Raw genomic sequence first — 24,598 nt, forward strand, 5'->3', positions numbered from 1 at the left:
CACAAGGAGAACTCATGACAGAATATAACTGGGATGAACGCCATATCATTACTTTTCCTGAAGAAAAGCTTGCGCTTTCAACCAAAGACCTTCACGTCTATTATGGTGAAAAGGAAGCTATCAAAGGAATCGATATGCAATTTGAAAAAAATAAAATTACTGCCCTTATCGGTCCCTCAGGTTGCGGAAAATCAACTTACCTTCGTAGCTTGAACCGTATGAATGATACCATTGATATTGCCCGCGTAACAGGTGAAATCCTGTACGAAGGCATCGATGTTAATGCACCAAATATCAACGTATACGAAATGCGTAAGGAAATCGGAATGGTTTTCCAACGCCCTAACCCATTTGCAAAATCAATTTATAAAAATATTACCTTCGCTTACGAACGGGCCGGAGTGAAGGATAAACAACTCTTAGATGAAATCGTAGAAACGTCTCTTAAACAAGCCGCCCTCTGGGACCAAGTGAAAGATGACTTGCATAAATCAGCCTTCACCCTCTCTGGTGGTCAGCAACAACGTCTTTGTATCGCGCGAGCTATTGCGGTTAAACCTCAAATCTTGTTGATGGATGAGCCCGCTTCAGCGCTTGATCCAATTGCAACCATGCAGTTGGAAGAAACCATGTTCGAACTCAAAAAGAATTATACGATTATCATCGTGACTCACAATATGCAACAAGCCGCACGTGCAAGTGACTATACCGCATTCTTCTATCTTGGAGATTTGATTGAGTATGATAAAACTAATAACATTTTCCAAAATGCCAAATTACAATCAACAAGTGATTATGTTTCAGGACGTTTTGGATAGGAGAGGTAGCAAATGACTGAACCTATTTTACAAATCAGCGATTTATCCGTTTACTATAATAAAAAGAAAGCCTTAAAAGAAGTTTCGATGGATTTTTATCCTAATGAAATCACAGCTCTAATCGGACCATCAGGTTCTGGAAAATCAACTCTGCTACGTGCTATCAACCGCATGGGAGATTTGAATCCTGAAGTTACTTTAACCGGTTCTGTAATGTATAACGGACATAACGTGTATAGCCCACGTACAGATACAGTTGAATTGCGCAAAGAAATCGGCATGGTTTTCCAACAACCTAACCCGTTTCCAATGTCTATTTTTGAAAATGTTGTTTATGGCTTGCGCCTAAAAGGTATTAAAGATAAAGCAATCTTAGATGAGGCTGTCGAAACATCACTCAGAGGGGCTTCTATCTGGGATGAAGTTAAGGATCGCCTTCATGACTCTGCTTTAGGGCTTTCAGGTGGTCAACAACAACGGGTCTGCGTCGCTCGTACATTGGCAACTAGTCCTAAAATTATCCTACTTGATGAACCCACATCAGCACTTGACCCAATATCAGCTGGTAAGATTGAAGAAACACTTTATGGTTTGAAAGATACTTATACAATGCTCTTGGTTACCCGCTCAATGCAACAAGCCTCTCGTATCTCTGATAGAACTGGTTTCTTCTTGGATGGTAGTTTAATTGAGTATGGAAATACTAAAGAAATGTTTATGAGTCCTAAACATAAAGAAACCGAAGATTACATCACTGGTAAATTTGGATAAGGTTAAGAAAGAGAATAAGATAATGTTAAGATCGAAATTTGACGAAGAATTAGAAAAACTCCATAATCAATTTTACGCAATGGGGACCGAAGTAGCTGCTCAATTAAATAAAACAGTCCGCGCTTTTGTCAGCCATGACCGTGACTTGGCAAAAGAAGTTATCGAAGGTGATGAAGAAATCAACAACTTTGAAACAAAGCTAGAGAAAAAATCTCTTGAAATTATCGCCTTGCAACAACCCGTATCACAGGACCTTCGCACTGTTATTACTGTTTTAAAAGCAACAAGTGATATTGAACGTATGGGAGACCACGCAACATCAATTGCTAAAGCGACTATTCGTATGAAAGGCGAAGAGCGCATTCCTGTTGTCGAAAAAGAAATTAACGCAATGGGTAAACACGTTAAAACCATGGTAGAAGAAGCATTGACAGCTTACATCAATGGCGATGAAAAGCACGCTTACGAAATTGCTGCACAAGATGAAATCGTTGATAATTACTTCCGTGATATTCAAACTTTGGCAGTGGATGAAATCCGTAAACAACCCGATGTTGTATTTGCTGGGAAAGAGTACTTCCAAGTTTTAATGCACCTTGAACGCATTGGAGATTACGCTAAAAACATCTGTGAGTGGGTCGTTTATCTCAAAACAGGTAAAATCATCGAATTATAATACAGAAAATCTGAGTGAAAATGCTCAGATTTTTTATTATGACAACCCTAAAATAGCAAACTTGTTTCATTTATGATATAATTAGTGTTTGTAAAATGTAGAAGCCGCAGAAGTAATTGACCGTTTTTACATTAAATACCGTTCGCTGATGATTAGCTATCATCAGTATTAGTTAAGGAGCTATATGAAAACTGTAGAACACTTTGTAGAAAAGTTTGTGCCTGAAAATTACAACCTTTTTCTAGATATTAACCGCGCTGAAAAATCTTTTTCGGGTAATGTTGCTGTCAGTGGAGAAGCTTTAGACAATAGGGTTTCATTCCATCAAAAAGATTTAGCCATCAAATCAGTCCTTCTTGATAATCAAGAATTGACTTTTACAATGGACAATGAAAATGAAGCACTTCATATCGAATTACCTGAAACAGGTAGCATGACACTTGTCTTTGAATTTGCTGGTAAAATCACTGATAATATGACAGGTATGTACCCATCATACTACACAGTTGAAGGTGTTAAGAAGGAAGTTATTTCAACGCAGTTTGAAAGTCACTTTGCTCGTGAAGTCTTCCCAAGTATTGATGAGCCTGAAGCAAAAGCAACTTTCGATCTTAGCCTTAAATTTGATCAAGAAGAGGGAGAGATTGCTCTTTCAAACATGCCTGAAGTCAATGCAGAGCGTCGTCAAGAAACTGGTCTCTGGACATTCGCTACAAGCCCTCGTATGTCTTCCTATCTTCTAGCTTTCGCTGCGGGAGACCTTCATGGAAAAACTGCTCATACTAAAAATGGTACCCTTGTAGGGTCTTATGCGACAAAAGCCCATAAACTCAGTGAAGTAGAATTTTCACTTGATATCGCTGTGCGTGTCATCGAATTCTATGAAGATTACTTCGGTGTTAAATACCCAATTCCACAATCACTGCACGTAGCCCTTCCTGATTTCTCTGCCGGAGCAATGGAAAACTGGGGTCTTGTAACCTATCGTGAAGTTTACCTACTTGTAGATGAAAATTCAACTGTTACTAGTCGCCAACAAGTTGCATTAGTTGTAGCTCACGAAGTTGCTCACCAATGGTTCGGTAACCTTGTGACAATGAAATGGTGGGATGATCTTTGGCTTAACGAATCTTTTGCCAACATGATGGAATACGTTTCAATCAACGCCATTGAACCTACTTGGAATATCTTCGAAGATTTCCAAACAAGTGGCGTTCCTCTTGCCCTTAAACGTGATGCAACAGATGGTGTTCAATCTGTTCACGTTGCTGTTAACCACCCAGACGAAATCAATACGCTATTTGATCCTGCCATTGTTTATGCCAAAGGTAGCCGTCTCATGCACATGCTTCGTCGTTGGTTGGGTGATGCTACTTTTACAAAAGGGCTTAACGCTTACTTCACAAAACATCAGTATAGCAATACTATCGGACGTGATTTGTGGAATGCTCTAGCTGACGCTTCTGGTAAAGATGTTGCTGCTTTCATGAACTCATGGTTGGAACAATCAGGCTACCCAGTTGTCACAGTTAGTCTTGAAAATGATACACTCAAGATTTCTCAAAAACAATTCTTCATCGGTGAACACGAAGAAAAAGGTCGTTTATGGCATGTTCCATTAAACAGCAACTGGTCTGGTCTTCCAGATACTTTGACTGAAGAAAGCATTGAAATTCCAAACTATAGCCAACTTGCTAGTCAAAATACTGGTGCACTTCGTTTCAACACTGAAAATACGGCTCATTACATCACTGATTATCAAGGTGAGTTGCTCGATAATATCTTGAATGAATTGACTGAGTTGGATAACATTTCTAAACTTCAAATTGTTCAAGAGCGCCGTTTGCTTGCAGAAAGTGGCGAAATTTCATACAGCGCCCTAGTGTCTCTAGTTAAAGCGCTAGCTCATGAGACATCATACCTAGTAGCAGCGGGAATCAGAAGCGTTCTTAACGGTCTTGAGCTATTCGTTGAATCTGATACGGAAGAAGAAGTTGCCTTCAAGAAATTAGTCGGTGAATTGAGCCAAAGTAACTACGACCGTCTTGGTTTTGAAAAACACGATGGTGAAAGCGATGAAGATGAAATGGTTCGTCAAATTACTTTGACCAATGCTCTTTACTCTGGTAATGAAGACGCCGTTGCTAAGGCGAGCCAAATCTTTGATGAGCACAGAGACAATCTAGCTAATATCCCAGCGGCCGTTCGTGCATTAGTATTGAACAATCAAATCAAGCATCACGAATCAAAGGAATTAACAATTCTTTACCTTGAAACTTACATCGCAACTACTGACGGAAACTTCAAACGTCAAATTGCCAATGCACTTTCAAATACTAAAGATGCTGACACACTTGCTAGTTTACTCGCTAAGTGGCAAGATAAAGATGTTGTTAAACCTCAGGATCTCGCTATGAGCTGGTATTACACATTCCTACGTAACGATTTTGCTCAAGAAACCGTTTGGAATTGGGCTAAAGAAAACTGGAACTGGATTAAAGCTGCTCTCGGTGGTGATATGAGTTTTGATAAATTTGTTATCTATCCAGCCAATATTTTCAAAACGAGTCAACGTCTTGATGAGTACAAAGCCTTCTTTGAACCACAATTATCAGATATGGCAATCAGCCGTAACATTTCAATGGGTATCAAAGAAATTGCTGCTCGCGTAGCCCTCATTGAAGCTGAAAAAGTAGCCGTCAACACTGCAATTAAAGAAGCTATCAACTAATAGACTAAAAGAAGTAAGAGATTCTTGCTTCTTTTAGTATTCCTTAAGATATATTTGCTAAACTCGTCATTATTATGTGTAAACAAGAACAATTAGTTACAATTCGTGATATAATGCTAAGAGTAGAAATATGTTCGTTAAGGAGAGAAAGTTATGATTAAATTATTATTGATTGAGGACGACCTAAGTCTGTCAAATTCTATTTTTGACTTTTTAGATGATTTTGCAGATGTTATGCAGGTTTTTGATGGTGAAGAAGGGCTGTACGAAGCAGAAAGCGGTATCTATGACCTTATTTTGCTGGACTTGATGTTGCCAGAAAAGAATGGTTTTCAGGTGTTGAAAGAGCTGCGCGAAAAAGGAATTAAAACGCCTGTCCTTATCATGACAGCCAAGGAAAGTCTGGACGATAAAGGACACGGTTTTGAGTTAGGAGCAGATGACTATCTCACTAAGCCTTTCTATCTTGAAGAATTAAAAATGCGTATTCAGGCGCTTTTGAAACGTTCAGGAAAATTAGATGATAATAACTCAGTTTATGGCGATGTTCGTGTGGACACTGCTACAAACAGCACTTATGTTAATGACCAGCCCGTTGAACTACTTGGTAAAGAATTTGATTTATTGGTTTATTTCCTACAAAATCAAAATGTGATTTTGCCAAAATCTCAAATTTTTGACCGTCTATGGGGATTTGACAGTGATACGACTGTTTCCGTTGTTGAAGTGTATGTTTCTAAAATTCGTAAAAAACTAAAAGGGACTCTTTTTGCTGAAAATCTACAAACATTGCGTAGTGTAGGGTATATTCTAAAAAATGTCGAAACTGAATAATAAAGTACAAAAAATCATTTCATCTAGTCGTTTTTCCCATTTTATTCATTTTTTTCTAGTTTTTACTGGAATCTTCGTCATCATGACAACCATCATTTTGCAAATTATGAGAAATGGACTTTATTCCAACGTAGATAGTAGTTTAAGTCGTATTTCTAGCAAAACAGATGATTATGTTGAAATGGTTATGGGGCGCAGTAGTCTAGTTAATCAGGACTCTGAAGTTTCTAAATCAAACAACTTAAATCCAAAATTATCTGAGCAGATTGTAGCAAATACGGACATCATTTTATTCTCGGATGATGGAAAGATTTTAAATGCTGACAATATTTTCTTCGCTAGCTGGGAATCGCTAAAACTTAATAAAAAATATCTTTCAAAAATATATGAAATTTCTTTAACGAATATTTTTGGACATGAGGAAAAATATCACATTGTTACTGTGAAAGTAAAAAATATTAGCTATCCAGATGTAAAATATATGTCAGTTATTATCAACGTTGACCAGCTTGCAACCGCCAACGAACGTTATGAACGTATTATTATCGTTGTCATGGCAACATTTTGGCTCATTTCCATTGGTGCAAGCGTCTACCTTGCTAACTGGACGCGCAAGCCTATTATCGAAAGTTATGAAAAGCAAAAAGCATTTGTCGAAAATGCTAGCCATGAGCTTCGTACACCGCTAGCCGTGCTTCAGAACCGTCTAGAATCTCTCTTTAGAAAGCCGGATTCGACGATTTTAGATAATAGCGAAAGCATCGCATCGAGTCTGGACGAAGTGCGCAATATGCGTATTTTGACCACAAATCTGCTCAACTTAGCTCGTCGCGATGATGGGATTAAGCTGGTCTATACTGAGATTACTGCTAAAGATATTGACGCCATTTTCGAAAATTATAGCTTGATTGCTGAGGAGAATGATAAAACTTTCCATGCCCACAACCTTATGACGGCACCTTTCAAATCAGACAAGGCTGTTCTTAAACAGTTGATGACTATCCTTTTTGACAATGCCATTAAATATACTGGTGAGGATGGGGTGGTTGATTTTACGGTTAAAACAACTGATAAGCAAGTGATTTTGACTGTCGCTGACAATGGTCCTGGTATCAAAGATAGCGACAAAACAAAGATTTTCGACCGTTTCTATCGTGTCGATAAGGCTAGGACGCGTCAAAGTGGTGGTTTTGGTCTAGGGTTGTCTCTAGCAAGCCAAATCGCTAGCGCTCTAAAAGGAACTATCGAAGTCAAAGATAATACACCTAAGGGGACGATTTTTGAAGTTCACTTTTCGAATAAATAAAATCTTGAATTCATGTATTTTTGGAAATAATTCCAAAACAGCTTAGCAGATTGACTAGGCTGTTTTCTAGTATCTAAAAGTCTAATAAATCCCATTGTAGCGCGGTTTTTAATTTTTTGTTATAATATGAGTTATGGAAATTGAAAAAACCAATCGCATGAATGCCCTTTTTGAGTTTTATGCTGCGCTGTTAACCGATAAGCAGATGAACTACATTGAGCTTTATTATGCTGATGACTACAGCTTGGCAGAGATTGCTGAAGAATTTGGTGTCAGCCGTCAGGCTGTTTATGACAATATCAAGCGGACCGAGCGCATTTTGGAAGCTTATGAAATGAAGCTGCACATGTATTCAGATTATATTGTGCGTAGTCAGATTTTCGATGAGATTTTGGAAGAATATCCTGACGACTCTTTTTTGACTGAGAAGATTGCCATCCTTAGCAGTATTGATAATCGGGAATAAAACGAAGAGGTAGAGCAGATGATTCGCTTGATGCAAGAAAAAGATTTGTAGAAAGTAGCTGAGTTGTTTGATGACTACCGTCGTGGTTACCGTCAAGAGGCTGAAATTGACCAAGCCTATGATTTGTTTGATAAGCAGGAATCAATCGTTTTTTTGGCAGAGGAAGACGATAAGATTTTGGGTTTTACTCAAGTTTATCCGAAGCAACAAAGTAGCGCAATCTGTCTATCAAGGATTGGGCATGCATCGCGAGGACGATGTTTATTATTTTAGTAAAGAATTTTAAGTGGAGATAAAACATGGCATTTGAAAGTTTAACCGAACGCTTACAGGGCGTTTTCAAAAATATTCGTGGAAAGAAAAAGCTGACTGAAAAAGATGTTCAGGAAGTTACCAAAGAAATTCGTCTAGCTTTGCTTGAAGCTGACGTTGCTTTACCAGTTGTCAAAACCTTTATCAAGCGTGTCCGTGAACGCGCTGTCGGTCATGAAATCATTGATACGCTTGACCCAACGCAACAAATCGTTAAGATTGTTAACGAAGAATTGACTGAGATTCTCGGTTCAGAAACGGCTGAAATTGAAAAATCTCCTAAGATTCCAACGATTATTATGATGGTTGGGCTTCAAGGTGCTGGTAAAACAACCTTCGCAGGCAAACTGGCTAACAAACTCATCAAGGAAGAAAATGCTCGTCCGATGATGATTGCGGCCGACATTTACCGTCCAGCAGCCATTGACCAGCTGAAAACACTCGGTCAGCAAATCAATGTTCCTGTCTTCGACATGGGGACTGACCATTCGGCTGTTGAGATTGTGGCAAATGGGCTGGCGCAGGCACGCGAAAATCGCAATGACTATGTCTTGATTGATACCGCTGGTCGTCTTCAAATTGACGAGAAGCTCATGGAAGAGCTCCGTGATGTTAAAGCACTGGCTAATCCAAATGAAATCTTGCTAGTTGTTGATAGCATGATCGGTCAAGAGGCAGCAAATGTCGCCGAAGAATTCAACAATCAACTTGATATCACCGGGGTCGTCCTTACCAAAATCGATGGTGACACCCGTGGTGGTGCTGCTCTTTCTATTCGCGAAATCACTGGTAAGCCGATTAAATTCACTGGTACTGGTGAAAAGATTACCGATATTGAAACCTTCCACCCAGATCGTATGTCAAGTCGTATCTTGGGAATGGGGGACCTTCTCACATTGATTGAACGCGCTAGCCAAGAATATGATGAGAAAAAATCACAAGAATTGGTTGAGAAGATGCGTGAAAACACCTTCGATTTCAACGACTTTATTGACCAATTGGACCAAGTCCAAAATATGGGACCAATGGAAGACCTTCTTAAAATGCTTCCAGGCATGGCTAATAATCCTGCTATGAAAAATCTCAAAGTTGATGAAAAGCAAGTCGCACGTAAGCGAGCTATCGTCTCATCGATGACACCTGCAGAGCGCGAAAATCCAGACTTACTAACACCAAGTCGTCGTCGTCGCATTGCCAACGGTTCAGGGAATTCATTTGTCGAAGTCAATAAGTTTATCAAAGATTTCAACCAAGCTAAATCAATGATGCAGGGCGTTATGTCAGGTGACATGGACAAAATGATGAAGCAAATGGGTATCAATCCTAACAATCTTCCTAAGAACATGCCGAATATGCCTGATATGGATATGTCTGCCCTAGAAGGTATGATGGGAAGCAATGGCATGCCTGACCTATCTGCTCTTGGTGGAAATATGGACATGAGCCAAATGTTTGGTGGTGGTCTGAAAGGTAAGGTGGGACAATTTGCAATGAAACAAGCCATGAAACGCCAAGCTAACAAAATCAAAAAGGCTAAGAAAAAACGTAAATAAAACTCAAAAGACCTATCTAGCACCTCACTAGATAGGTCTTTTTATTAGCACAAATTAAAAGAGAAGCCTCAAACTTCCCTCTTAATTTGTGCTACTTATGCGCGTAAGTAAAGTCAACGTTTAGACCAGTAGAGTTACGAACAAGTCCCTTGATGCTTGGGTTTTGCAAACCTTTTTTACCAAGATAGTAAATTGGGTTGTAGTAAGCTTGGTCGTAAAGAGCTTTTTCAGCAGCCTTGTAATCATCTGCAGCAGCATCTGTATCTAGAGCGTCTGTTGTGATTGCTTTAGTGTAGGCAGTATCGTAGTCAGAACTTGAGAATTTACCATAGTTGTATGATGATGTGGTCGTAAACAATCCGTAGAATGTTGAGCCTTCTGGATAGTCACCAGCCCATGAGAATAGGATAACATCGAAGTTCTCATTTTTAGCATCTTCCAAACGTTGTTTAAAGGTTACAAATTTTTCTTCAACAGTTAAGCCTGGTAAAGCAGATTCCCAAGTTGATTTGATGTAGTCAACAGTGTTTTTAGCTGCTGGAGAATCCGAGTCAGCTGTGATTGTGATTTTAAGGTCAGATTGACCGACTTCAGCAAGGCCTTCCTTGAAGAGTTTTGCTGCCTCTTTAGCATCATAACTGTAACCTGGTGCAACATATTTCGCCAAATCTGTACCATCTGTTAACTTAGCTAACTTAGCTGGTGCAAGGGATTCTGCTGGTTTAGAACCAGTATCAACTGCAGCTTTAACAATACCTTTGCGGTTTGTTGCCAGATTGAGCGCTTGACGAACTTTTGTATTTGTCAAAGCTTTTACAGAACCGGTTTGGTTGTAGAGAACATAGGTTGTACGAGCATCTGAAGCATCGATGACATCCTTGTTGTTTTTATTAGCGTTGTAGATAGCAGAAGTTCCTGAAATTTCAGCAAAGTCGAGCTGTCCTTGTTTGTACATTTGAACGGCTGTATCTGGCTTTTTAACCGTTTGGATATTGACGGCGTCATTTTTTACATTTTTAGCATCCCAATAGTATTTATTTTTAACTAGTTTGAAAGTACCATTTGACCCGTTCCAACCTTTGATGGTATAAGGTCCTGAGTACAATTGATACTTAGATGCTGTACCGTAATTTTTACCTGTTTTTTCAACATAGGCTTTTTTCTGTGGCATAAAGTTAGAGAAAGCCAAGAAATATTTGAACTGTGGGCTAGGACTTGTCAAAGTAAAGGTGATTTTATTACCATTAGCCTTAACACCTAGCTGGCTCAAATCTTTAATGTCACCAGAGTTAATCTTGTCAGCATTCAACAAATGTGATTCTGTTGCTAAATAAGCGTATTCAGACGCTGTTGCGGGGTCAACAATACGTTGCCATGAGTAAACAAAATCTTCAGCAGTTAACTTGCTTCCATCTGACCATTTTAGGTTGTCTCGTAGAGTTGCTGTGTAGGTAAGACCGTCTGATGACACATCAACTGATTTAGCCAAGTCAGGCTTTGGAACACCATCTTTATTAATACGTAGTAGGTTACTTCCAGAATTTCCAATGGCGATATTAGAATAAGCATCGGTATTTTTAGAAATGTCCAAAGTGATGATTTCAGTCGGTGTGTACCAGTTGATTTCGTTTTTATTTGCGCTAGCGGAATTGCTGTTATTGCCACAAGCTGCGAGTAACAAACCAGCAGAAAGAGCGGCTAAGCCTAAACCTGAATATTTTACCGTTTTAGAATGAAAAGTAGTCATTTTAAAACCTCCTTCAAAATCTCTTTTTTCATATGATAGGGGTATTATATCAAAAAAGAGAAAGCAATTAAAGAGGGATTCCGAAAATTCTGAAATTATTTTTTATTTAAAAATACGAATTATAATTCAATGACCATTTTATCAAAGATAAGTGAAGTTTTTATTTATCAGTTATTTAATTGAAAAGTAAAAAATATTGTCTCTTGGTCGAGCTAATAAAAATGTAACCTGCATAAGTCCGACCACCAAACCAACTTCATACATCTTTCCGAAAAACTGTAATTTTCTTGAAAGAAAGATATAGGTATGATATACTTCTATTATAGAAATCTATGGAGAAAAATACAGATGAAACGTGAATTATTACTCGAAAAAATTGACCAGCTCAAAGAAATCATGCCTTGGTATGTTTTGGATTACTATCAGTCAAAATTATCGGTGCCTTATAGCTTTACGACGCTTTATGAATACCTCAAGGAATATCGTCGTTTTTTGGAATGGCTGATTGATTCTGGCATCTCGGATGCTGGAAAAATTGCTGACGTTGATTTGGAGACGCTGGAAAATCTGTCTAAGAAAGACATGGAATCTTTCGTTTTGTATTTGAGAGAACGTCCTTTGCTGAATGCTAACACAACGCAAAACGGGGTTTCACAGACAACCATCAATCGGACTTTGTCAGCTTTATCTAGTCTTTTCAAATATCTTACCGAGGAGGTTGAAAATACTGATGGTGAGCCTTATTTTTACCGAAATGTCATGAAAAAAATAGCAACCAAGAAGAAAAAAGAAACCTTGGCTGCACGTGCTGAAAATATTAAACAAAAACTCTTCTTAGGTGATGAAACCATGGAGTTCTTGGAGTATATCGATTGTGAGTATGAAAACAAGCTCTCTAAACGCGCCCTGTCATCTTTCAAGAAAAATAAGGAACGCGATTTAGCCATTGTGGCACTACTTCTCGCTTCTGGCGTTCGTCTGTCCGAGGCTGTCAATCTGGATGTGAAAGACTTGCATATGAATATGATGGTTATCGATGTTACCAGAAAAGGTGGCAAACGTGATTCGGTCAACGTTGCCGGCTTTGCCAAGCCCTATCTGGAAAACTACCTCAGCATCCGAAAAGCCCGTTACAAGGCTGAAAAGCAGGATGTTGCCCTCTTTCTATCCGAATACCGTGGTGTTCCCAATCGCATGGATGCTTCTTCTATTGAAAAAATGGTTGGCAAATATTCGCAGGACTTCAAGCTTCGTGTGACCCCGCACAAGCTCCGCCACACCCTTGCTACCCGTCTCTACGACGCGACTAAATCGCAGGTACTGGTCAGCCATCAGCTCGGCCATGCTTCCACCCAAGTCACCGACCTCTATACCCATATCGTCAACGATGAGCAAAAGAATGCTCTCGATAAGCTCTAATCAGCGCAACGATTTTTGAAGAATGCTGACGCTCGTCCCTTGCCCAACTCGGCTTTGAACTTGAATAGTGAGGTTAAGCTGGTCCAGCACTTGTTTAGTCATGTAAAGTCCAAGTCCAGTCGCCTTCTTGTCCTCGTGACCGTTGTAGCCAGTGAAGCCCTCCTCAAAAATACGAGGCAGGTCTTCTTCCAAAATGCCAATCCCCTTGTCAGCAATCACAATACTGCTATCCGTCATGCGGATGTTCAGACTCGACTGAGGGTTAGAGTATTTGACGGCGTTGTCTAGGATTTGTGAAATAGCAAAGCTGAGCCATTTTTTATCGGTCTTTAGGAGCCATTCTCCCTCAATATCAATGGATAGGTGCTTAACCAGAAAGGCGATGCGGTACTTCTTGACCAAATCGGTGACAATCTCACGGACGGAGCATTCTTCAAAACGAAAATCGTCCTTGTTTTGATTAAATTTGAGATAGGTCAAGAGTGTGTCAATGTAATTGCCCAAACGTAGGAGCTGCTGGCGCACTTCTCGGCTGTCCATCTGGTCAGTCTGTGCCATGAGAGAGAGGGCAGATAGGGGCACCTTCATCTGATGAGACCACATCTTGATGAGGTCCTGCTGCTGCTTCAACTGCTCCTTGATGTCTGACAGCAACTGATTATCACTGTCTTTCAGATGACTAATGAGCTGCTGGTAGACCAACTCCGACGGTGAATGGAGCTCTGCCAATTCGTCAAGATAGATAAAATCGTGAAGTATCTGCATCTTCTTCCTGAATTTGATAAAAAACGCCATGCTAATCATGATTAGAAATGTCAGATTAAAGAGGATACTCATGCCAAAATAGGACATGGGCAGGCGGTAAAGGTAAAAGGTCAGCCAGTAGGTCCCCGACATGACCAGATAGGTCAGATACCAAGCTCGGTATTCAATCAAAAACGTCCAAATCATTTGAGTAGGTAGCCAACTCCTCTCACGGTATGAATGCGGTCAAAGCCCAGTGGCATGACCTTCTTGCGTAGGCGAGTCATGTTGACGCTGAGGGTGTTTTGGTCGATAAAACTCTCATTTTCCCAGAGTTTCTCCAGCAAGTCTTCCTTGGAGACCACTTGATTGATGTGGGCAAAGAGAATGGTCAGAATCTTGTTCTCCGTTGGCGACAAGGTGACCCGCTCAGCCCCATTTGACAAGACCCCATCACGACTAAGGCTAAACTGGTCCAAATGGTACTCGTCGGTGACAAACTGCTGGACGCGTCGCAAGAAGGCTGAAATCTTGGCGTCTAGGATAGTCAGTGAGAAGGGCTTAGAAATAAAGTCGTCGCCACCCATGTTGAGCGCCATGACCATATCCATCTCGTCGTCGCTGGACGAAATGAAAATAATAGGCATAGTGGACTGCTTGCGAATCTGAGTCGTCCAGTAAAAGCCATTAAAATAGGGAAGCGTAATGTCCATGAGGATGAGGTCGGGCTTGAGCGCCTCCGCTTCTCTGCTGATATTGCGAAAATTGCTGACGCTAGCCACCTGATAAGTCTTAGACAGGTGGTTTTTTAGGAGGTCAACGATGGTCTCGTCGTCCTCAACGATATAAATCATTTCCTTTTTCATCATAAATTCATTTTACCAAAAAAGTGGCGAAAAATCGCCACTCAGTCTGCCTTTCAAAAGGATAGTTAGAAACGAAGGGTAATAAGAAGTGCCTCTGTCTATCGTTCGTTTTTTTAGGTTAATGCACCGTGTGTCTCTCATCAGAACCGAAGGTCGTTCTTATCAGTTCGCCGTGCAACTGACGAGTTTCGTTCAGATTGAGGTCAGTGCATCGTGTATCTGGACTGTCCGACGTATCATTCTAGTCAATGCACAGTGCGTTTGGATTGTTCAACATGTCATTCTGGAAATTCCTCGGGGGTTTTGCTTGTCCGACATGTGGTTCTGGTCAATTCCCCGAGGGACTGAACTATCTTTCGATAATTTTATAGTAAGTTCTGCTGGTTAGCTTGTAGATACCGAAGTAAATGAGCAAGATAGCAAGGATTGTCACTGCGCTGACGGTATAGATGAGGTTGTCGCTTTGGACGCCGAAAGCATAGAGTAGGGATTTTAAAATCGGCAAAGCGAAGATAAAGTGAAGGATAGCCATGGCTAAAGGTAGAAAGAAAACAAAGATAATTTGTGAATTGATAGTCTTCTTGATCTGCTTGAGGCTCATCCCAACTTCCTGCAAAATCCTGTAAGATTCCTTGTCCTGCTCGCCCTCAGACAGTTGTTTGTAGTAGATAATCAAGGCTGCGCCCAGTAGGAAGGAACCCCCTAGAAGAAAACCAACAAAGAGGAAGCCACCGGTCATCTTGAGAAACTCCTCACGGCTGTTTTCTTGGTTGTAATAGATGATAGCTCCGCCATTTTCGTCTGAAGCGATAGTTCCATTGCTCTTGCTAGCAATCTTGAGGAATTTCGCTTCCTTAGCTTTACTTAGGTCACCGAAAACCACACTCGTTTGTGAAGCTTGTAACTGAACTTGTTGTTTATAGCTAGCCAATAAGTCCGAAGCCACCTGACTGTTAGCAACGACAATCATCATTGCCCCTGGCAAACCTGTATTATTGCCGCGCATATGATTAGCTGTCTTGATTTGGTAAACATTTTGATAATCTTTGCCTAACCAAGATAAGGTTTTGAAGGCTTGAGGATGTGTGTTGTCGTAGTAATAGACTGCCACTTGATTTTCTGACAAGTTTGGTAGTTTATTACCTAGATTTTTGAAATCGTCTTGAGTGACGACTTGTAGAGCTGTCATATTAGAGTCCTTCTTAAGAAGAGCCTTTTTATTACCGAGAGATTGATTCTCAAGGGCTAAGGTTTGATGAGATTTCTTTGAAAGATTGACACCGTAAGTATAGTAAGAATACCGCATGAGTGACTTGGCATCTTTTCCAAGAGGTTTTTCAATATAGTTCTTAATAAGTGCATCTGCTTCTTCTTTGCTAGTCGCATTAATGACTTCAAAAACAGAAGACTTAGGAAATTGGTCCTTAATAAGATTGTTAGTATTAGTATAAATGGCTACCGTTGAAAAAATGGTCACAAAGGCCATGATGGCTAGCAGGGTGATGTTGGCAAGTCCTACCGCATTTTGCTTCATGCGGAAAATCATCTGCGAGGTATTGACGAAATGCTCAGGTTGGTAGAAGTATTTTTTATTTCTACGACGAGCCTTCAAATACCAGGTTGTAAAACTGATATAGAAAAGGTAAGTCCCAAAAATCACCGCCAAGATAGCTTGGAAGAATTTTACAATAGCTGCGAGAACATTACTATTGCCAGAAGAAAGTGACAAGTGATAACCGTAAGCAAGAGCAAGTAAAGCAAGAACCGCTAGGATAAGATTTCCCTTAGGCTCACGTTCGCCCTGACTTTGATTCTTAAAGAGGTTAAGGGCCGAAGTCCGCCCGAGCTTTTGGATATTGACAAGCTCAAGCCCCGCAAAGATAACAGCGAAAAGACCGGTATTGATGAAAAATGGCTGAGCTGTCAGTGAAAAGTGCAAGTCCCTGTAGTTGATGATGTTGACGAAAATCAGATAGAAGAAATTCGAGAAAATACCACTAAAGACGACACCCAGAAGAACGGTAATCACATAGATAGCCAAGAGTTCAAGACTAGCCACGCGGATAATCTGACTCTTATTCATGCCAAGAATGTTATAGAGCCCGAACTCCTGATTACGCTGCTTGAGGAGAAAGTTGTAGCTGTAAAGACAGAGAATGGCTGTCAGGATAGCCAAGACAATGTAGGCCAGCCCTAAAGCCATTTGACCCGTCCCCATAGAAGCAGCCATAGGACTCATTCCCAGCAGGAGCGTGATATTACAGAAAACAAAGGTGGTCACACCCACGAGGAAAAATGGAGCAAAGTATTTGAAGGAATGCTTTAAATTGTTGAAAGCCAGTTTGAGGTAGAACATCCTACTCACCTCCTAACAGAGCTGTCATGGTCAATGAAATATCCTTGCTGAACTCTTGATTGGTCTTGTTACCACGGTAAATCTGGTGGAAAATACGACCGTCTTTGATGAAGAGCACGCGCTTGGCATGACTGGCTGCATTGGCAGAGTGGGTTACCATGAGAATGGTTTGTCCGTCTGCATTGATGGTCTCAAAAAGATTGAGCAGGTCTTCCGAATTACGATAGTCCAGCGCAGCCGTTGGTTCATCAGCCAGAAGAATCTGAGGATTGGTAATCAGACTGCGTGCGATGGCCACGCGCTGCTTTTGCCCACCAGACAATTCAAAGGGGCGCTTTTCAAGCAAGTCTTGGATACGCAATTTTGGCGCGATAGCTTGCAGACGACTGTCCATTTCCTTGTAACCCTTGCGCGCTAAGACCAGCGGCAGAAAAATATTATCTCTGACATTGAGCGTGTCGAGCAGATTGAAATCTTGGAAAACGAAGCCCAGATTTTTAAGACGAAAATCAGCTAGCTTACTTTCCTTGATTTTGGTGATATCGTCCCCGTTTAAGAGGACAGACCCCTTGGTTGGCTTCTCCAAGGTTGCTAGGATATTGAGCAAGGTAGTCTTCCCTGAACCTGATTCCCCCATGATAGCGATGAATTCGCCCTCTTCGACTTTAAAGTCTACATCTTGCAGGGCATGGGTCACTTCCTTTGAAAAGCGCGTGCGAAAAACTTTCTCTAAATGATTGATTTCTAGTAACATAATTTTCTCCTTTTTCTATTATAACTTATTTTAGAGTTTGCGTAAGCCAAGATTGGGTTTGGGTTAGAGCGTCGTCTGTTCCCACATCTGGTTGGATAGCCTGGTTCTCGTAAACCTTACCAGAGCGAGCAATGACACGTCCAGTTGTTAATTGGAGCAAGGCACCATCATAAAGTCTGACTACCGTGTTGCAGGTCGTATAGCCAGCTGATGGCTTGCCAAAGATTTTGACATTGTCTAGACCTTGAAAAGCAAGGGCAGTCATTTCAGCCGATGAAGCCGTTTGGTCATTGATTATCAGAGCCACAGGAACCTTGATTTTCTCTATCTTCTCGGGTAAGTCGACGGTTCTTTTATTACCATCCCTATCTTCAAAAGTGAATAGTGTGTCATCAGGTAAAAGTCTGGACAGACCAGAAAGCATAGGCATCGTATTGCCACCATGGTTATCCGCAAGGTCAACGATGACAGCCTTGAAATTCTCCTTAGCCAAAGCGCTATCTAAAATCTTGATATAGTTTCTATTATTGTTTGAATCGCCAAAAGTATGTGTCGGCACTTTCAAATATAAAATATTACTGTCGACTAGCTTGGTTTGCGGAAGCTGATTCTCACGAACATCTTCATTTGCTTGGTTAGCAAAGATAAAATCTGAATGCTTGCCTCCAGCAACTTTGACCAATTTCTCTAAAGTATCGTAGGTATCTTTGTAAGTCTTGGCAGACTTAATTTGTCTGATTGCCTTTGCTTCTTCTCGATCCCACTTCTCTCCTTGAGCATAGAGTCCAAGTTTTTCCATGCGGCTGATAGCAAACTTACCATAAGCCTGCGGAGACGGAGGGAGAATCCAGACCCCAAAATTAGGTCCGTAACGATAAAGTCCATAGCAAAGCAGTGACAGAAAAACTATTCCGATAACAGCTAATATTTTCAAAACATTCTTCATAACCGACTCCCATTTCCAATAGTATTGAGAAAAGCGACAGCCTTATAAATTCCAAAACCAACAAATACCAGCACAGCCAAGCACAACCACAGCAGGATATTGATGTAAAAATGAAGGGCTTCTTTTAGCAAGACGGTAGTCATCACACTTCCTCCTTTTCATACTTTATTTTACTGGAAAATAGCTGGCGCAATCTTACAGTATCCCTCCCTAATCTTACAACCCTGTAAGGTTTTTACTTCGAGACTCCCCACATTTCTGATATAATATTCTTCAAGATTACCTCAAAGGAAGATAAATATGGCAAACAAAACACGCAAATGGACCAAGTCCCTGGGCACAGTCGGAAAGCTCATCTCCGTCATCCCTGACACAACCGAAATCATTGGCAAAGCTATCGACAACACGCGTCCCATCATCGAAAAAGAGCTAGAGCGCCGTCAAGAGTATAAACAATCTTTCACGCAGCTGGATGACGTTGTCCACCTCCCCGTCGCAGAAGCTAGACAACACCTAGAAAGCAAGGGATTCGTTGTCGCTTGTATCCTAGCCACCCCTCATGTCAAATGGGCTAGCGCTAAGGACCATCAAGTCGTCAAGATGTCCCCAAAACCAAGCAAAGTTAAAATTGGCTCTCTCATCAAGCTCTACTATGTTACCGATACCGTCATCACAGGCAGCAAACAACTCTTAGTAGAAAAACAAGAGCGCCAGGCACAACTACAAAATAAAGCAACCGATATCCTCAAAAGCCCTAAGAACCTATTTAAGAAGACACAAAAAACTGACTAGTCGCCTATTGACCAGTCAGTTTTTGTCATATTAGTAATTCAAATACCCATCCAAATCTTTCAAGGCACGCATAGCAATAGCTTCATAGCGTTCTTTCTTATCGCGGATACGGGGACCTTCCAGTTCTTTGATAATGCCGAAGTTGACATTCATCGGTTGGAAGTGTTTGCTTTCCGTGTGGGTGATGTAGTGGGGGAGTGAACCGATGGCTGTTGTCTCTGGGAAGATGACTTCGCCTTCACCTTTGAAGCGACGAACGGCATTGATACCAGCCACAAGTCCGCTAGCAGCTGATTCCACATAACCTTCCACGCCAGTCATTTGTCCCGCGAAGAAAAGATCTGGATTCTTACGAGTGGCAAAAGTTGGATTGAGAAGATTTGGTGAGTCCATGTAAGAATTGCGGTGCATGACACCATAACGGACAAACTCCGCATTTTCAAGACCTGGAATCATTTGGAAGACACGCTTTTGCTCGCCCCATTTCAAGTGCGTTTGGAAACCAACGATATTATAGAGCGAACCCGCTGCATTGTCTTGGCGCAATTGCACAACCGCATATGGTGTTTTAAAGTCGCCGTCGCGTGGGCCTTTATAGTCTTCTGGATATTCCAAACCAACTGGCTTCATTGGACCATACAACATGGTCTTAACCCCGCGCTTAGCCATGACTTCAATCGGCATACAGCCTTCAAAGTACTTCTCTTTCTCAAAAGAATTAAGCGGAGCTTCTTCAGCATTGATAAGGGCTCCCTGAAAGGCTAAAAACTCTTCCTTGGTCATTGGGCAGTTAAGGTAGGCTGCTTCTCCCTTGTCGTAGCGAGATTTGAGGTAAACCTTGTCCATATCGATAGTGTTGACGTCAACAATAGGAGCTGCCGCATCGTAGAAGTAAAAGCCATCACCACCATTGAGTTCGTGAATTTTAGCCGCCAAGCTGTCGCTGGTCAATGGACCAGTCGCGATAACCGTGATTGCATCTTCTGGAATGTCCGTGATTTCGCTACGCACCACTTCAATCAAAGGATGAGTGTGCAATTCAGCTGTCACTGCTTCTGCGTAACCTTCGCGGTCAACCGCCATAGCACCACCAGCTGGCACACGGTGCTCTTCACCATTACGCATGATGATAGAATCCAAACGACGCATTTCTTCTTTCAGCAAACCAACTGCATTTGTTAAAGAGTCTCCACGGAAGGAATTTGAACAAACCAATTCCGCAAAATTAGCTGTTTTGTGTTGTGGTGTTGGTTTAACCCCACGCATTTCGTAAAGTTTAACCTTGATACCGCGTTTAGCGATTTGGTAAGCCGCTTCAGAACCAGCCAAGCCAGCCCCGATGACATTGATGTAATCAACAGATTGAGACATGAAACTAATACCTCTTTGGGACCAAGTCCCTCAAATCTTTCTTAAAATATAATAACCTCTCCATTATACCATAGAGAGGTTATTTAATCATTAAAATAAAAGTGGCTCGAGTTGAAACTAATTATTTTCCAAATAAAACTCAAAACGGTCACCAACATACTGGCTGTGCACGTATTCGAAGGGACATCCATCTGTAAAATAGGACACCTGTGTCAAAGCAAGTACTGCATGACCTTTTTCAATCCCTAAATAATTTGCCACGCGCTCGCTTGCTGATTTAGCATAAATCGTCTGCTGGCTCTTACCAATCGCGTAGCCGTTATCCGTTAACGTTTGGAAGAAATGCTCTGTAATCTCTTCGCGAGCAAATGACTTGATAAGCCTTTCTGGGATAGAGGCGACTTCAAAAACCAAAGGCACATTATCTGCGTAACGTACGCGCTCCATTCTGATAACATAATCGGTTGGTTTCAGTTGTAATCTCTTGATTTCCGTATCGTTTGCAATCTTACGTTGATAGGAAATCACTTTGCTAGATGGTGTCTTACCCTGGGAACTCACGATTTCAGTAAAACTAGTCGTCCCGCGCATTTTTTCTTGAACTCGGTGACTAGCGACATAGGTTCCGCTACCGACTCGGCGCTCCAAAATTCCCTCATCAACCAACAAAGTCACTGCCTGACGCAAGGTCATGCGACTTACTGCATATTGCTCTGCCAAATCACGCTCACTCGGAAGGCGTTGCCCAATCTGCCAACGTTCCATATCAATTTCTTTTTTGATGGCGTCATGAATTTTGATATAAGTTGGAATTTCCACGCTGCTCCCTCCGATTTTCTTTGGTGCTACTATTTTATCATATTTTTGATGAGAATAGTTTTGAGCTTAGTTGTAAGTATTATTGCTTAGAGTAACTTGAGTAGAGGTGCTTGGGAAATGGATAGGGTCAAACATCCAATCATTAGCCCTTTCCACATATCGTGACACTAAGCTAGCTGTAAAGGTGTTATTGGCAACAAGAATTGCCCCAACATCTGATGAGTGTTGACCAAGAGTTGCGCCGTAAGCAACCAGCTGACCTGAAGCGTTATAGTATGGTAAAAATTTATTATTAGCTATTGTGATGTTGTTACTTAAATGCTTAGTAGCATTGTTGGTGACATAGTTGGAATCTTTATTTTTTAACAAATTAGCATCCCATACACCTGTATTTTCAGCATTATCCAATTGAATAGCTTCCGCATAGTAATCATGAGCATTATTATCATTTGGTTGAGTCGTGCTATTGGTCAAATCTGGCGCATAGCCGATGAATTGATTCCCGTTAAATACAGAATTTTGCAGACCGCCCAAATCGAAAATATGACTCCCCTTCTTCTGAACCATCGTAAAGGTATTATTGTCAATCTCCCAATTATCACCATGATCCGCCATAATCATAAAATGATCACCGTTCACCAAATCTTTCGCTCTGATATTAATATTTTTCATCGTGAAATTACTAACACCATCAACAGCATTTGGACCAGTCGCAAAACCGAACCAATACTCCGTCCCGTCAACAATAAGGGTCGTATTGTCACCAATCAAAGTCGTATCAGAAGCCAGTGTCACATAGTCAGAATCAGGATTCTTCGTGCCAATCGTGTACTCCCCACTTGGCAGTCCTAAGACTGTATTAGGGTTGGAGCGAGTATAATCAAAGGCAGCTTTTAAAATGGCATTATTCTCAGAGGCAGAGCCTTTTTTCTTAAGTTTGACGTGATAGATATCAGACAAATCCTTCTCTCGAATATTCGTAAAGAGCCATTCACCAACCTTGACATCATACTTATAGCCACCATCTTGACTTTGATAATTGTAATGAACCTTTTCCACCGTGACGACCTTGCCACGATAAGAAATCAGGCTATCTTGGTCCAAGTCAGTCTCCGCAGTTGAGGCAATTTGTAAGGTCTGCCCTTTCTTATATTTGGCCTTAGGTGCTTTCTGAAGATCCGACTCCTTGATTGCAGTTACCTTCTTTTTACCATAGGATACCGTGTATAAGACAGATTTTCCATCCTCAGAAAGGGCAGACGACTCGATACTACCGATCCATTGGCGATAGCCTTTTAACGACTTGCCCTTTCCATTAGTTTTGGCACTGGACTTCAGCCGAACCTTTTGCTTATTTTGATAGATGGCTTTTATTTTTTTCTGGGAAATGGCTGGCGCTTTAACCATACCTTTTATCACATCGAAACTATCTGTAACTGCTAGTAAGAGAATTAACCCACCAACCAAGCTCCCTAAAACAAACAACTCAACCGACCTAAATAGCCTCCTTCGACGATGTCTTCGTGTTCGCACGATTTCTCCTTTAATATTGTTCTACCTACTATTTTATCATAGACAAGAGCATTTTAAAAATCTATTTTGCCTATAATTTTACTGATAAATCTCTTAAAGTGTGTTAGAATAGTAGTGGTATAGCTAGTCTCTAGGCTTGCTAAAAAGAAAGGATAACAATGACTGATATTTCTACATTGAATGGTGTTCAAAAAATTATCGTTCTTGACTATGGTAGTCAGTACAATCAGCTAATTGCACGCCGTATTCGTGAATTTGGTGTATTTTCTGAATTGAAAAGTCACAAAATTTCTGCCGAAGAAGTCCGTGCAATCAACCCAATTGGTATCGTCTTATCTGGCGGACCAAACTCTGTTTACGCTGATGACGCCTTTGGTATAGACGAAGAGATTTTTGAATTAGGAATTCCAATCCTTGGAATTTGTTACGGTATGCAACTTATCACTCACAAACTAGGTGGTAAAGTTGTTCCCGCTGGTGAGGCTGGAAATCGTGAGTACGGCCAATCAACACTTCGCCTTCGTGCCGAATCTACTTTGTTTGCTAACACTCCTCAAGAACAACTTGTTTTGATGAGTCACGGCGATGCTGTCACTGAGATTCCAGAAGGCTTCCACTTGGTAGGAGACTCTGTTGACTGTCCATTTGCTGCCATGGAAAACACTGAGAAAAACTTCTACGGTATTCAATTCCACCCAGAAGTTCGTCACTCTGAGTACGGAAATGATATCCTCCGTAACTTTGCTATCAACATCTGTGGTGCGCGTGGCGACTGGTCAATGGATAACTTCATTGATATGCAAATCGCACAAATTCGAGAAACTGTAGGTGACCGCAAAGTTCTTCTTGGTCTATCAGGTGGCGTCGATTCATCAGTTGTTGGTGTCCTCCTTCACCGTGCCATCAGCGACCAATTGACCTGTATCTTTGTAGACCATGGACTTCTTCGTAAAAATGAAGGTGACCAAGTCATGGATATGCTTGGTGGCAAATTTGGGCTTAACATCATCCGTGTAGATGCTTCAAAACGCTTCTTGGACTTACTTGCTGGCGTTGATGACCCTGAGAAAAAACGTAAAATTATCGGTAACGAATTCGTTTATGTTTTCGATGACGAAGCAAGTAAACTTAAGGGTGTTGACTTCCTTGCTCAAGGAACACTGTATACAGATATCATCGAATCTGGTACAGAAACTGCCCAAACGATCAAATCACACCACAATGTTGGTGGTCTTCCAGAAGACATGCAATTTGAATTGATTGAACCACTTAATACACTCTTCAAAGATGAAGTTCGTGCACTTGGTACTGCACTTGGTATGCCTGATGAAGTCGTTTGGCGTCAACCATTCCCAGGACCAGGACTCGCTATCCGTGTTATGGGTGAAATCACTGAAGAAAAACTTGAAACCGTTCGCGAGTCTGATGCTATCCTTCGTGAAGAAATCGCCAAAGCTGGTCTTGAACGTGATGTTTGGCAATATTTCACTGTCAATACTGGCGTTCGTTCAGTTGGTGTTATGGGCGACGGTCGTACTTACGACTACACAATTGCCATTCGTGCCATCACTTCTATCGATGGAATGACAGCAGACTTTGCCCAACTTCCATGGGAAACCCTTAAGAAAATCTCAACACGTATCGTAAACGAAGTTGACCACGTCAACCGCATCGTTTACGATATCACAAGTAAACCACCAGCAACTGTTGAGTGGGAATGATTTATAAACATGATTTGAAGTGAAATGGTTGATTTAACAGCATTTTCAGTTATTATAAAAGGT

22 protein-coding genes are annotated in these 24,598 nt (G+C 41.1%); 12 read left to right on the forward strand and 10 right to left on the reverse strand.

The window, feature by feature from the left end; translation table 11 throughout:
* The first annotated feature begins 14 nt into the window (after positions 1-14).
* The 9 genes from pstB (IYQ92_RS00515) (at position 15) to ffh (ending at position 9,467) form a co-directional block, all read left to right on the forward strand.
* Entirely contained in the window at positions 15-818 is an 804-nt protein-coding gene (gene pstB, locus IYQ92_RS00515; protein ID WP_195674818.1) for a phosphate ABC transporter ATP-binding protein PstB, read from the forward strand.
* Between the two features lie 12 nt (positions 819-830).
* The gene (pstB, locus tag IYQ92_RS00520) at positions 831-1,589 is read left to right on the forward strand and encodes a phosphate ABC transporter ATP-binding protein PstB (protein ID WP_195674819.1); all 759 of its coding nucleotides are present in this window, start codon (positions 831-833) and stop codon (positions 1,587-1,589) included.
* A 22-nt stretch (positions 1,590-1,611) separates the two neighbouring features.
* Entirely contained in the window at positions 1,612-2,265 is a 654-nt protein-coding gene (gene phoU / locus IYQ92_RS00525) for a phosphate signaling complex protein PhoU (protein WP_195674820.1), read from the forward strand.
* 184 nt (positions 2,266-2,449) lie between these two features.
* Positions 2,450-4,996: a M1 family metallopeptidase gene (locus tag IYQ92_RS00530; protein ID WP_195674821.1), complete on the forward strand. Its 2,547-nt coding sequence runs from the start codon at positions 2,450-2,452 to the stop codon at positions 4,994-4,996.
* Positions 4,997-5,149: 153 nt separating this feature from the next.
* Positions 5,150-5,830, forward strand: coding sequence for a response regulator transcription factor (locus IYQ92_RS00535; protein ID WP_195674822.1), 681 nt, complete (start codon positions 5,150-5,152; stop codon positions 5,828-5,830).
* Positions 5,814-7,136: a sensor histidine kinase gene (locus IYQ92_RS00540; RefSeq protein ID WP_195674823.1), complete on the forward strand. Its 1,323-nt coding sequence runs from the start codon at positions 5,814-5,816 to the stop codon at positions 7,134-7,136. The genes IYQ92_RS00535 and IYQ92_RS00540 overlap by 17 nt, the downstream gene beginning before the upstream one ends.
* 133 nt (positions 7,137-7,269) lie before the next feature.
* On the forward strand, positions 7,270-7,602 hold the full coding sequence (locus tag IYQ92_RS00545; protein WP_195674824.1) for a putative DNA-binding protein: 333 nt from the start codon (positions 7,270-7,272) through the stop codon (positions 7,600-7,602).
* A 63-nt stretch (positions 7,603-7,665) separates the two neighbouring features.
* Positions 7,666-7,875 carry a hypothetical protein gene (locus tag IYQ92_RS00550; RefSeq protein ID WP_229311250.1) on the forward strand — a complete coding sequence of 70 codons (210 nt, stop codon included), beginning with the start codon at positions 7,666-7,668 and terminating at the stop codon, positions 7,873-7,875.
* Positions 7,876-7,901: 26 nt separating this feature from the next.
* Positions 7,902-9,467 (forward strand): signal recognition particle protein, encoded by a 1,566-nt coding sequence (gene ffh / locus IYQ92_RS00555; RefSeq protein ID WP_195674825.1) that lies wholly within the window; start codon positions 7,902-7,904, stop codon positions 9,465-9,467.
* A gap of 91 nt (positions 9,468-9,558) precedes the next feature.
* Here ffh and IYQ92_RS00560 read toward each other — a convergent pair whose 3' ends face one another.
* A complete protein-coding gene (locus IYQ92_RS00560; protein ID WP_195674826.1) occupies positions 9,559-11,214 on the reverse strand; it encodes a peptide ABC transporter substrate-binding protein in 1,656 nt (551 codons plus the stop codon).
* A 348-nt stretch (positions 11,215-11,562) separates the two neighbouring features.
* On the opposite strand from IYQ92_RS00560, the gene xerS reads away from it, so the two are divergent.
* Complete coding sequence (gene xerS, locus IYQ92_RS00565; RefSeq protein ID WP_195674827.1) at positions 11,563-12,633, forward strand: tyrosine recombinase XerS; 1,071 nt, start codon at positions 11,563-11,565, stop codon at positions 12,631-12,633.
* On the opposite strand, the gene IYQ92_RS00570 is transcribed toward xerS, so the two are convergent.
* The 6 genes from IYQ92_RS00570 to IYQ92_RS00595 all read right to left on the reverse strand — a co-directional run bounded on the left by IYQ92_RS00570 (position 12,634) and on the right by IYQ92_RS00595 (position 18,442).
* Positions 12,634-13,584, reverse strand: coding sequence for a sensor histidine kinase (locus tag IYQ92_RS00570; protein ID WP_195674828.1), 951 nt, complete (start codon positions 13,582-13,584; stop codon positions 12,634-12,636). It lies immediately after the preceding gene.
* Entirely contained in the window at positions 13,581-14,243 is a 663-nt protein-coding gene (locus IYQ92_RS00575; protein WP_195675054.1) for a DNA-binding response regulator, read from the reverse strand. Before IYQ92_RS00575 ends, IYQ92_RS00570 begins: the two co-directional genes overlap by 4 nt.
* 349 nt (positions 14,244-14,592) lie before the next feature.
* Positions 14,593-16,599, reverse strand: coding sequence for an ABC transporter permease (locus tag IYQ92_RS00580; protein WP_195674829.1), 2,007 nt, complete (start codon positions 16,597-16,599; stop codon positions 14,593-14,595).
* Between the two features lies 1 nt (position 16,600).
* Entirely contained in the window at positions 16,601-17,353 is a 753-nt protein-coding gene (locus IYQ92_RS00585) for an ABC transporter ATP-binding protein (protein ID WP_195674830.1), read from the reverse strand.
* A gap of 25 nt (positions 17,354-17,378) precedes the next feature.
* A complete protein-coding gene (locus tag IYQ92_RS00590; protein WP_195674831.1) occupies positions 17,379-18,299 on the reverse strand; it encodes a S41 family peptidase in 921 nt (306 codons plus the stop codon).
* Entirely contained in the window at positions 18,296-18,442 is a 147-nt protein-coding gene (locus tag IYQ92_RS00595) for a hypothetical protein (RefSeq protein ID WP_195674832.1), read from the reverse strand. Before IYQ92_RS00595 ends, IYQ92_RS00590 begins: the two co-directional genes overlap by 4 nt.
* Positions 18,443-18,599: 157 nt before the next feature.
* Here IYQ92_RS00595 and IYQ92_RS00600 point away from each other — a divergent pair, with 157 nt between their 5' ends.
* Positions 18,600-19,091 carry a PASTA domain-containing protein gene (locus tag IYQ92_RS00600; protein ID WP_195674833.1) on the forward strand — a complete coding sequence of 164 codons (492 nt, stop codon included), beginning with the start codon at positions 18,600-18,602 and terminating at the stop codon, positions 19,089-19,091.
* Positions 19,092-19,121: 30 nt separating this feature from the next.
* On the opposite strand, the gene trmFO is transcribed toward IYQ92_RS00600, so the two are convergent.
* The 3 genes from trmFO to IYQ92_RS00615 all read right to left on the reverse strand — a co-directional run bounded on the left by trmFO (position 19,122) and on the right by IYQ92_RS00615 (position 22,814).
* Positions 19,122-20,462, reverse strand: a complete 1,341-nt coding sequence (gene trmFO / locus IYQ92_RS00605) for a methylenetetrahydrofolate--tRNA-(uracil(54)-C(5))-methyltransferase (FADH(2)-oxidizing) TrmFO (protein WP_195674834.1) — start codon at positions 20,460-20,462, stop codon at positions 19,122-19,124.
* Positions 20,463-20,579: 117 nt separating this feature from the next.
* Positions 20,580-21,275, reverse strand: a complete 696-nt coding sequence (locus IYQ92_RS00610; protein WP_307977307.1) for a GntR family transcriptional regulator — start codon at positions 21,273-21,275, stop codon at positions 20,580-20,582.
* 72 nt (positions 21,276-21,347) lie between these two features.
* A complete protein-coding gene (locus tag IYQ92_RS00615) occupies positions 21,348-22,814 on the reverse strand; it encodes an HlyD family secretion protein (protein ID WP_324253035.1) in 1,467 nt (488 codons plus the stop codon).
* 158 nt (positions 22,815-22,972) lie between these two features.
* Between IYQ92_RS00615 and guaA the strand changes: the two genes are divergently transcribed.
* Entirely contained in the window at positions 22,973-24,535 is a 1,563-nt protein-coding gene (guaA, locus tag IYQ92_RS00620; RefSeq protein WP_195674835.1) for a glutamine-hydrolyzing GMP synthase, read from the forward strand.
* Positions 24,536-24,598: the final 63 nt, after the last annotated feature.

It is taken from the genome of Streptococcus sp. HF-1907, from assembly GCF_015594605.1.
Taxonomy (GTDB): Bacteria; Bacillota; Bacilli; order Lactobacillales; family Streptococcaceae; genus Streptococcus.

What these genes read in the sequence shown, in the direction of transcription:
- pstB (WP_195674818.1), top strand. Translation starts at nt 15, where the DNA reads ATGACAGAATATAACTGGGATGAACGCCATATCATTACTTTTCCTGAA.
- pstB (WP_195674819.1), top strand. Translation starts at nt 831, where the DNA reads ATGACTGAACCTATTTTACAAATCAGCGATTTATCCGTTTACTATAAT.
- phoU (WP_195674820.1), top strand. Translation starts at nt 1,612, where the DNA reads ATGTTAAGATCGAAATTTGACGAAGAATTAGAAAAACTCCATAATCAA.
- IYQ92_RS00530 (WP_195674821.1), top strand. Translation starts at nt 2,450, where the DNA reads ATGAAAACTGTAGAACACTTTGTAGAAAAGTTTGTGCCTGAAAATTAC.
- IYQ92_RS00535 (WP_195674822.1), top strand. Translation starts at nt 5,150, where the DNA reads ATGATTAAATTATTATTGATTGAGGACGACCTAAGTCTGTCAAATTCT.
- IYQ92_RS00540 (WP_195674823.1), top strand. Translation starts at nt 5,814, where the DNA reads ATGTCGAAACTGAATAATAAAGTACAAAAAATCATTTCATCTAGTCGT.
- IYQ92_RS00545 (WP_195674824.1), top strand. Translation starts at nt 7,270, where the DNA reads ATGGAAATTGAAAAAACCAATCGCATGAATGCCCTTTTTGAGTTTTAT.
- ffh (WP_195674825.1), top strand. Translation starts at nt 7,902, where the DNA reads ATGGCATTTGAAAGTTTAACCGAACGCTTACAGGGCGTTTTCAAAAAT.
- IYQ92_RS00560 (WP_195674826.1), bottom strand. Translation starts at nt 11,214, where the DNA reads ATGACTACTTTTCATTCTAAAACGGTAAAATATTCAGGTTTAGGCTTA.
- xerS (WP_195674827.1), top strand. Translation starts at nt 11,563, where the DNA reads ATGAAACGTGAATTATTACTCGAAAAAATTGACCAGCTCAAAGAAATC.
- IYQ92_RS00570 (WP_195674828.1), bottom strand. Translation starts at nt 13,584, where the DNA reads ATGATTTGGACGTTTTTGATTGAATACCGAGCTTGGTATCTGACCTAT.
- IYQ92_RS00575 (WP_195675054.1), bottom strand. Translation starts at nt 14,243, where the DNA reads ATGAAAAAGGAAATGATTTATATCGTTGAGGACGACGAGACCATCGTT.
- IYQ92_RS00580 (WP_195674829.1), bottom strand. Translation starts at nt 16,599, where the DNA reads ATGTTCTACCTCAAACTGGCTTTCAACAATTTAAAGCATTCCTTCAAA.
- IYQ92_RS00585 (WP_195674830.1), bottom strand. Translation starts at nt 17,353, where the DNA reads ATGTTACTAGAAATCAATCATTTAGAGAAAGTTTTTCGCACGCGCTTT.
- IYQ92_RS00590 (WP_195674831.1), bottom strand. Translation starts at nt 18,299, where the DNA reads ATGAAGAATGTTTTGAAAATATTAGCTGTTATCGGAATAGTTTTTCTG.
- IYQ92_RS00595 (WP_195674832.1), bottom strand. Translation starts at nt 18,442, where the DNA reads ATGACTACCGTCTTGCTAAAAGAAGCCCTTCATTTTTACATCAATATC.
- IYQ92_RS00600 (WP_195674833.1), top strand. Translation starts at nt 18,600, where the DNA reads ATGGCAAACAAAACACGCAAATGGACCAAGTCCCTGGGCACAGTCGGA.
- trmFO (WP_195674834.1), bottom strand. Translation starts at nt 20,462, where the DNA reads ATGTCTCAATCTGTTGATTACATCAATGTCATCGGGGCTGGCTTGGCT.
- guaA (WP_195674835.1), top strand. Translation starts at nt 22,973, where the DNA reads ATGACTGATATTTCTACATTGAATGGTGTTCAAAAAATTATCGTTCTT.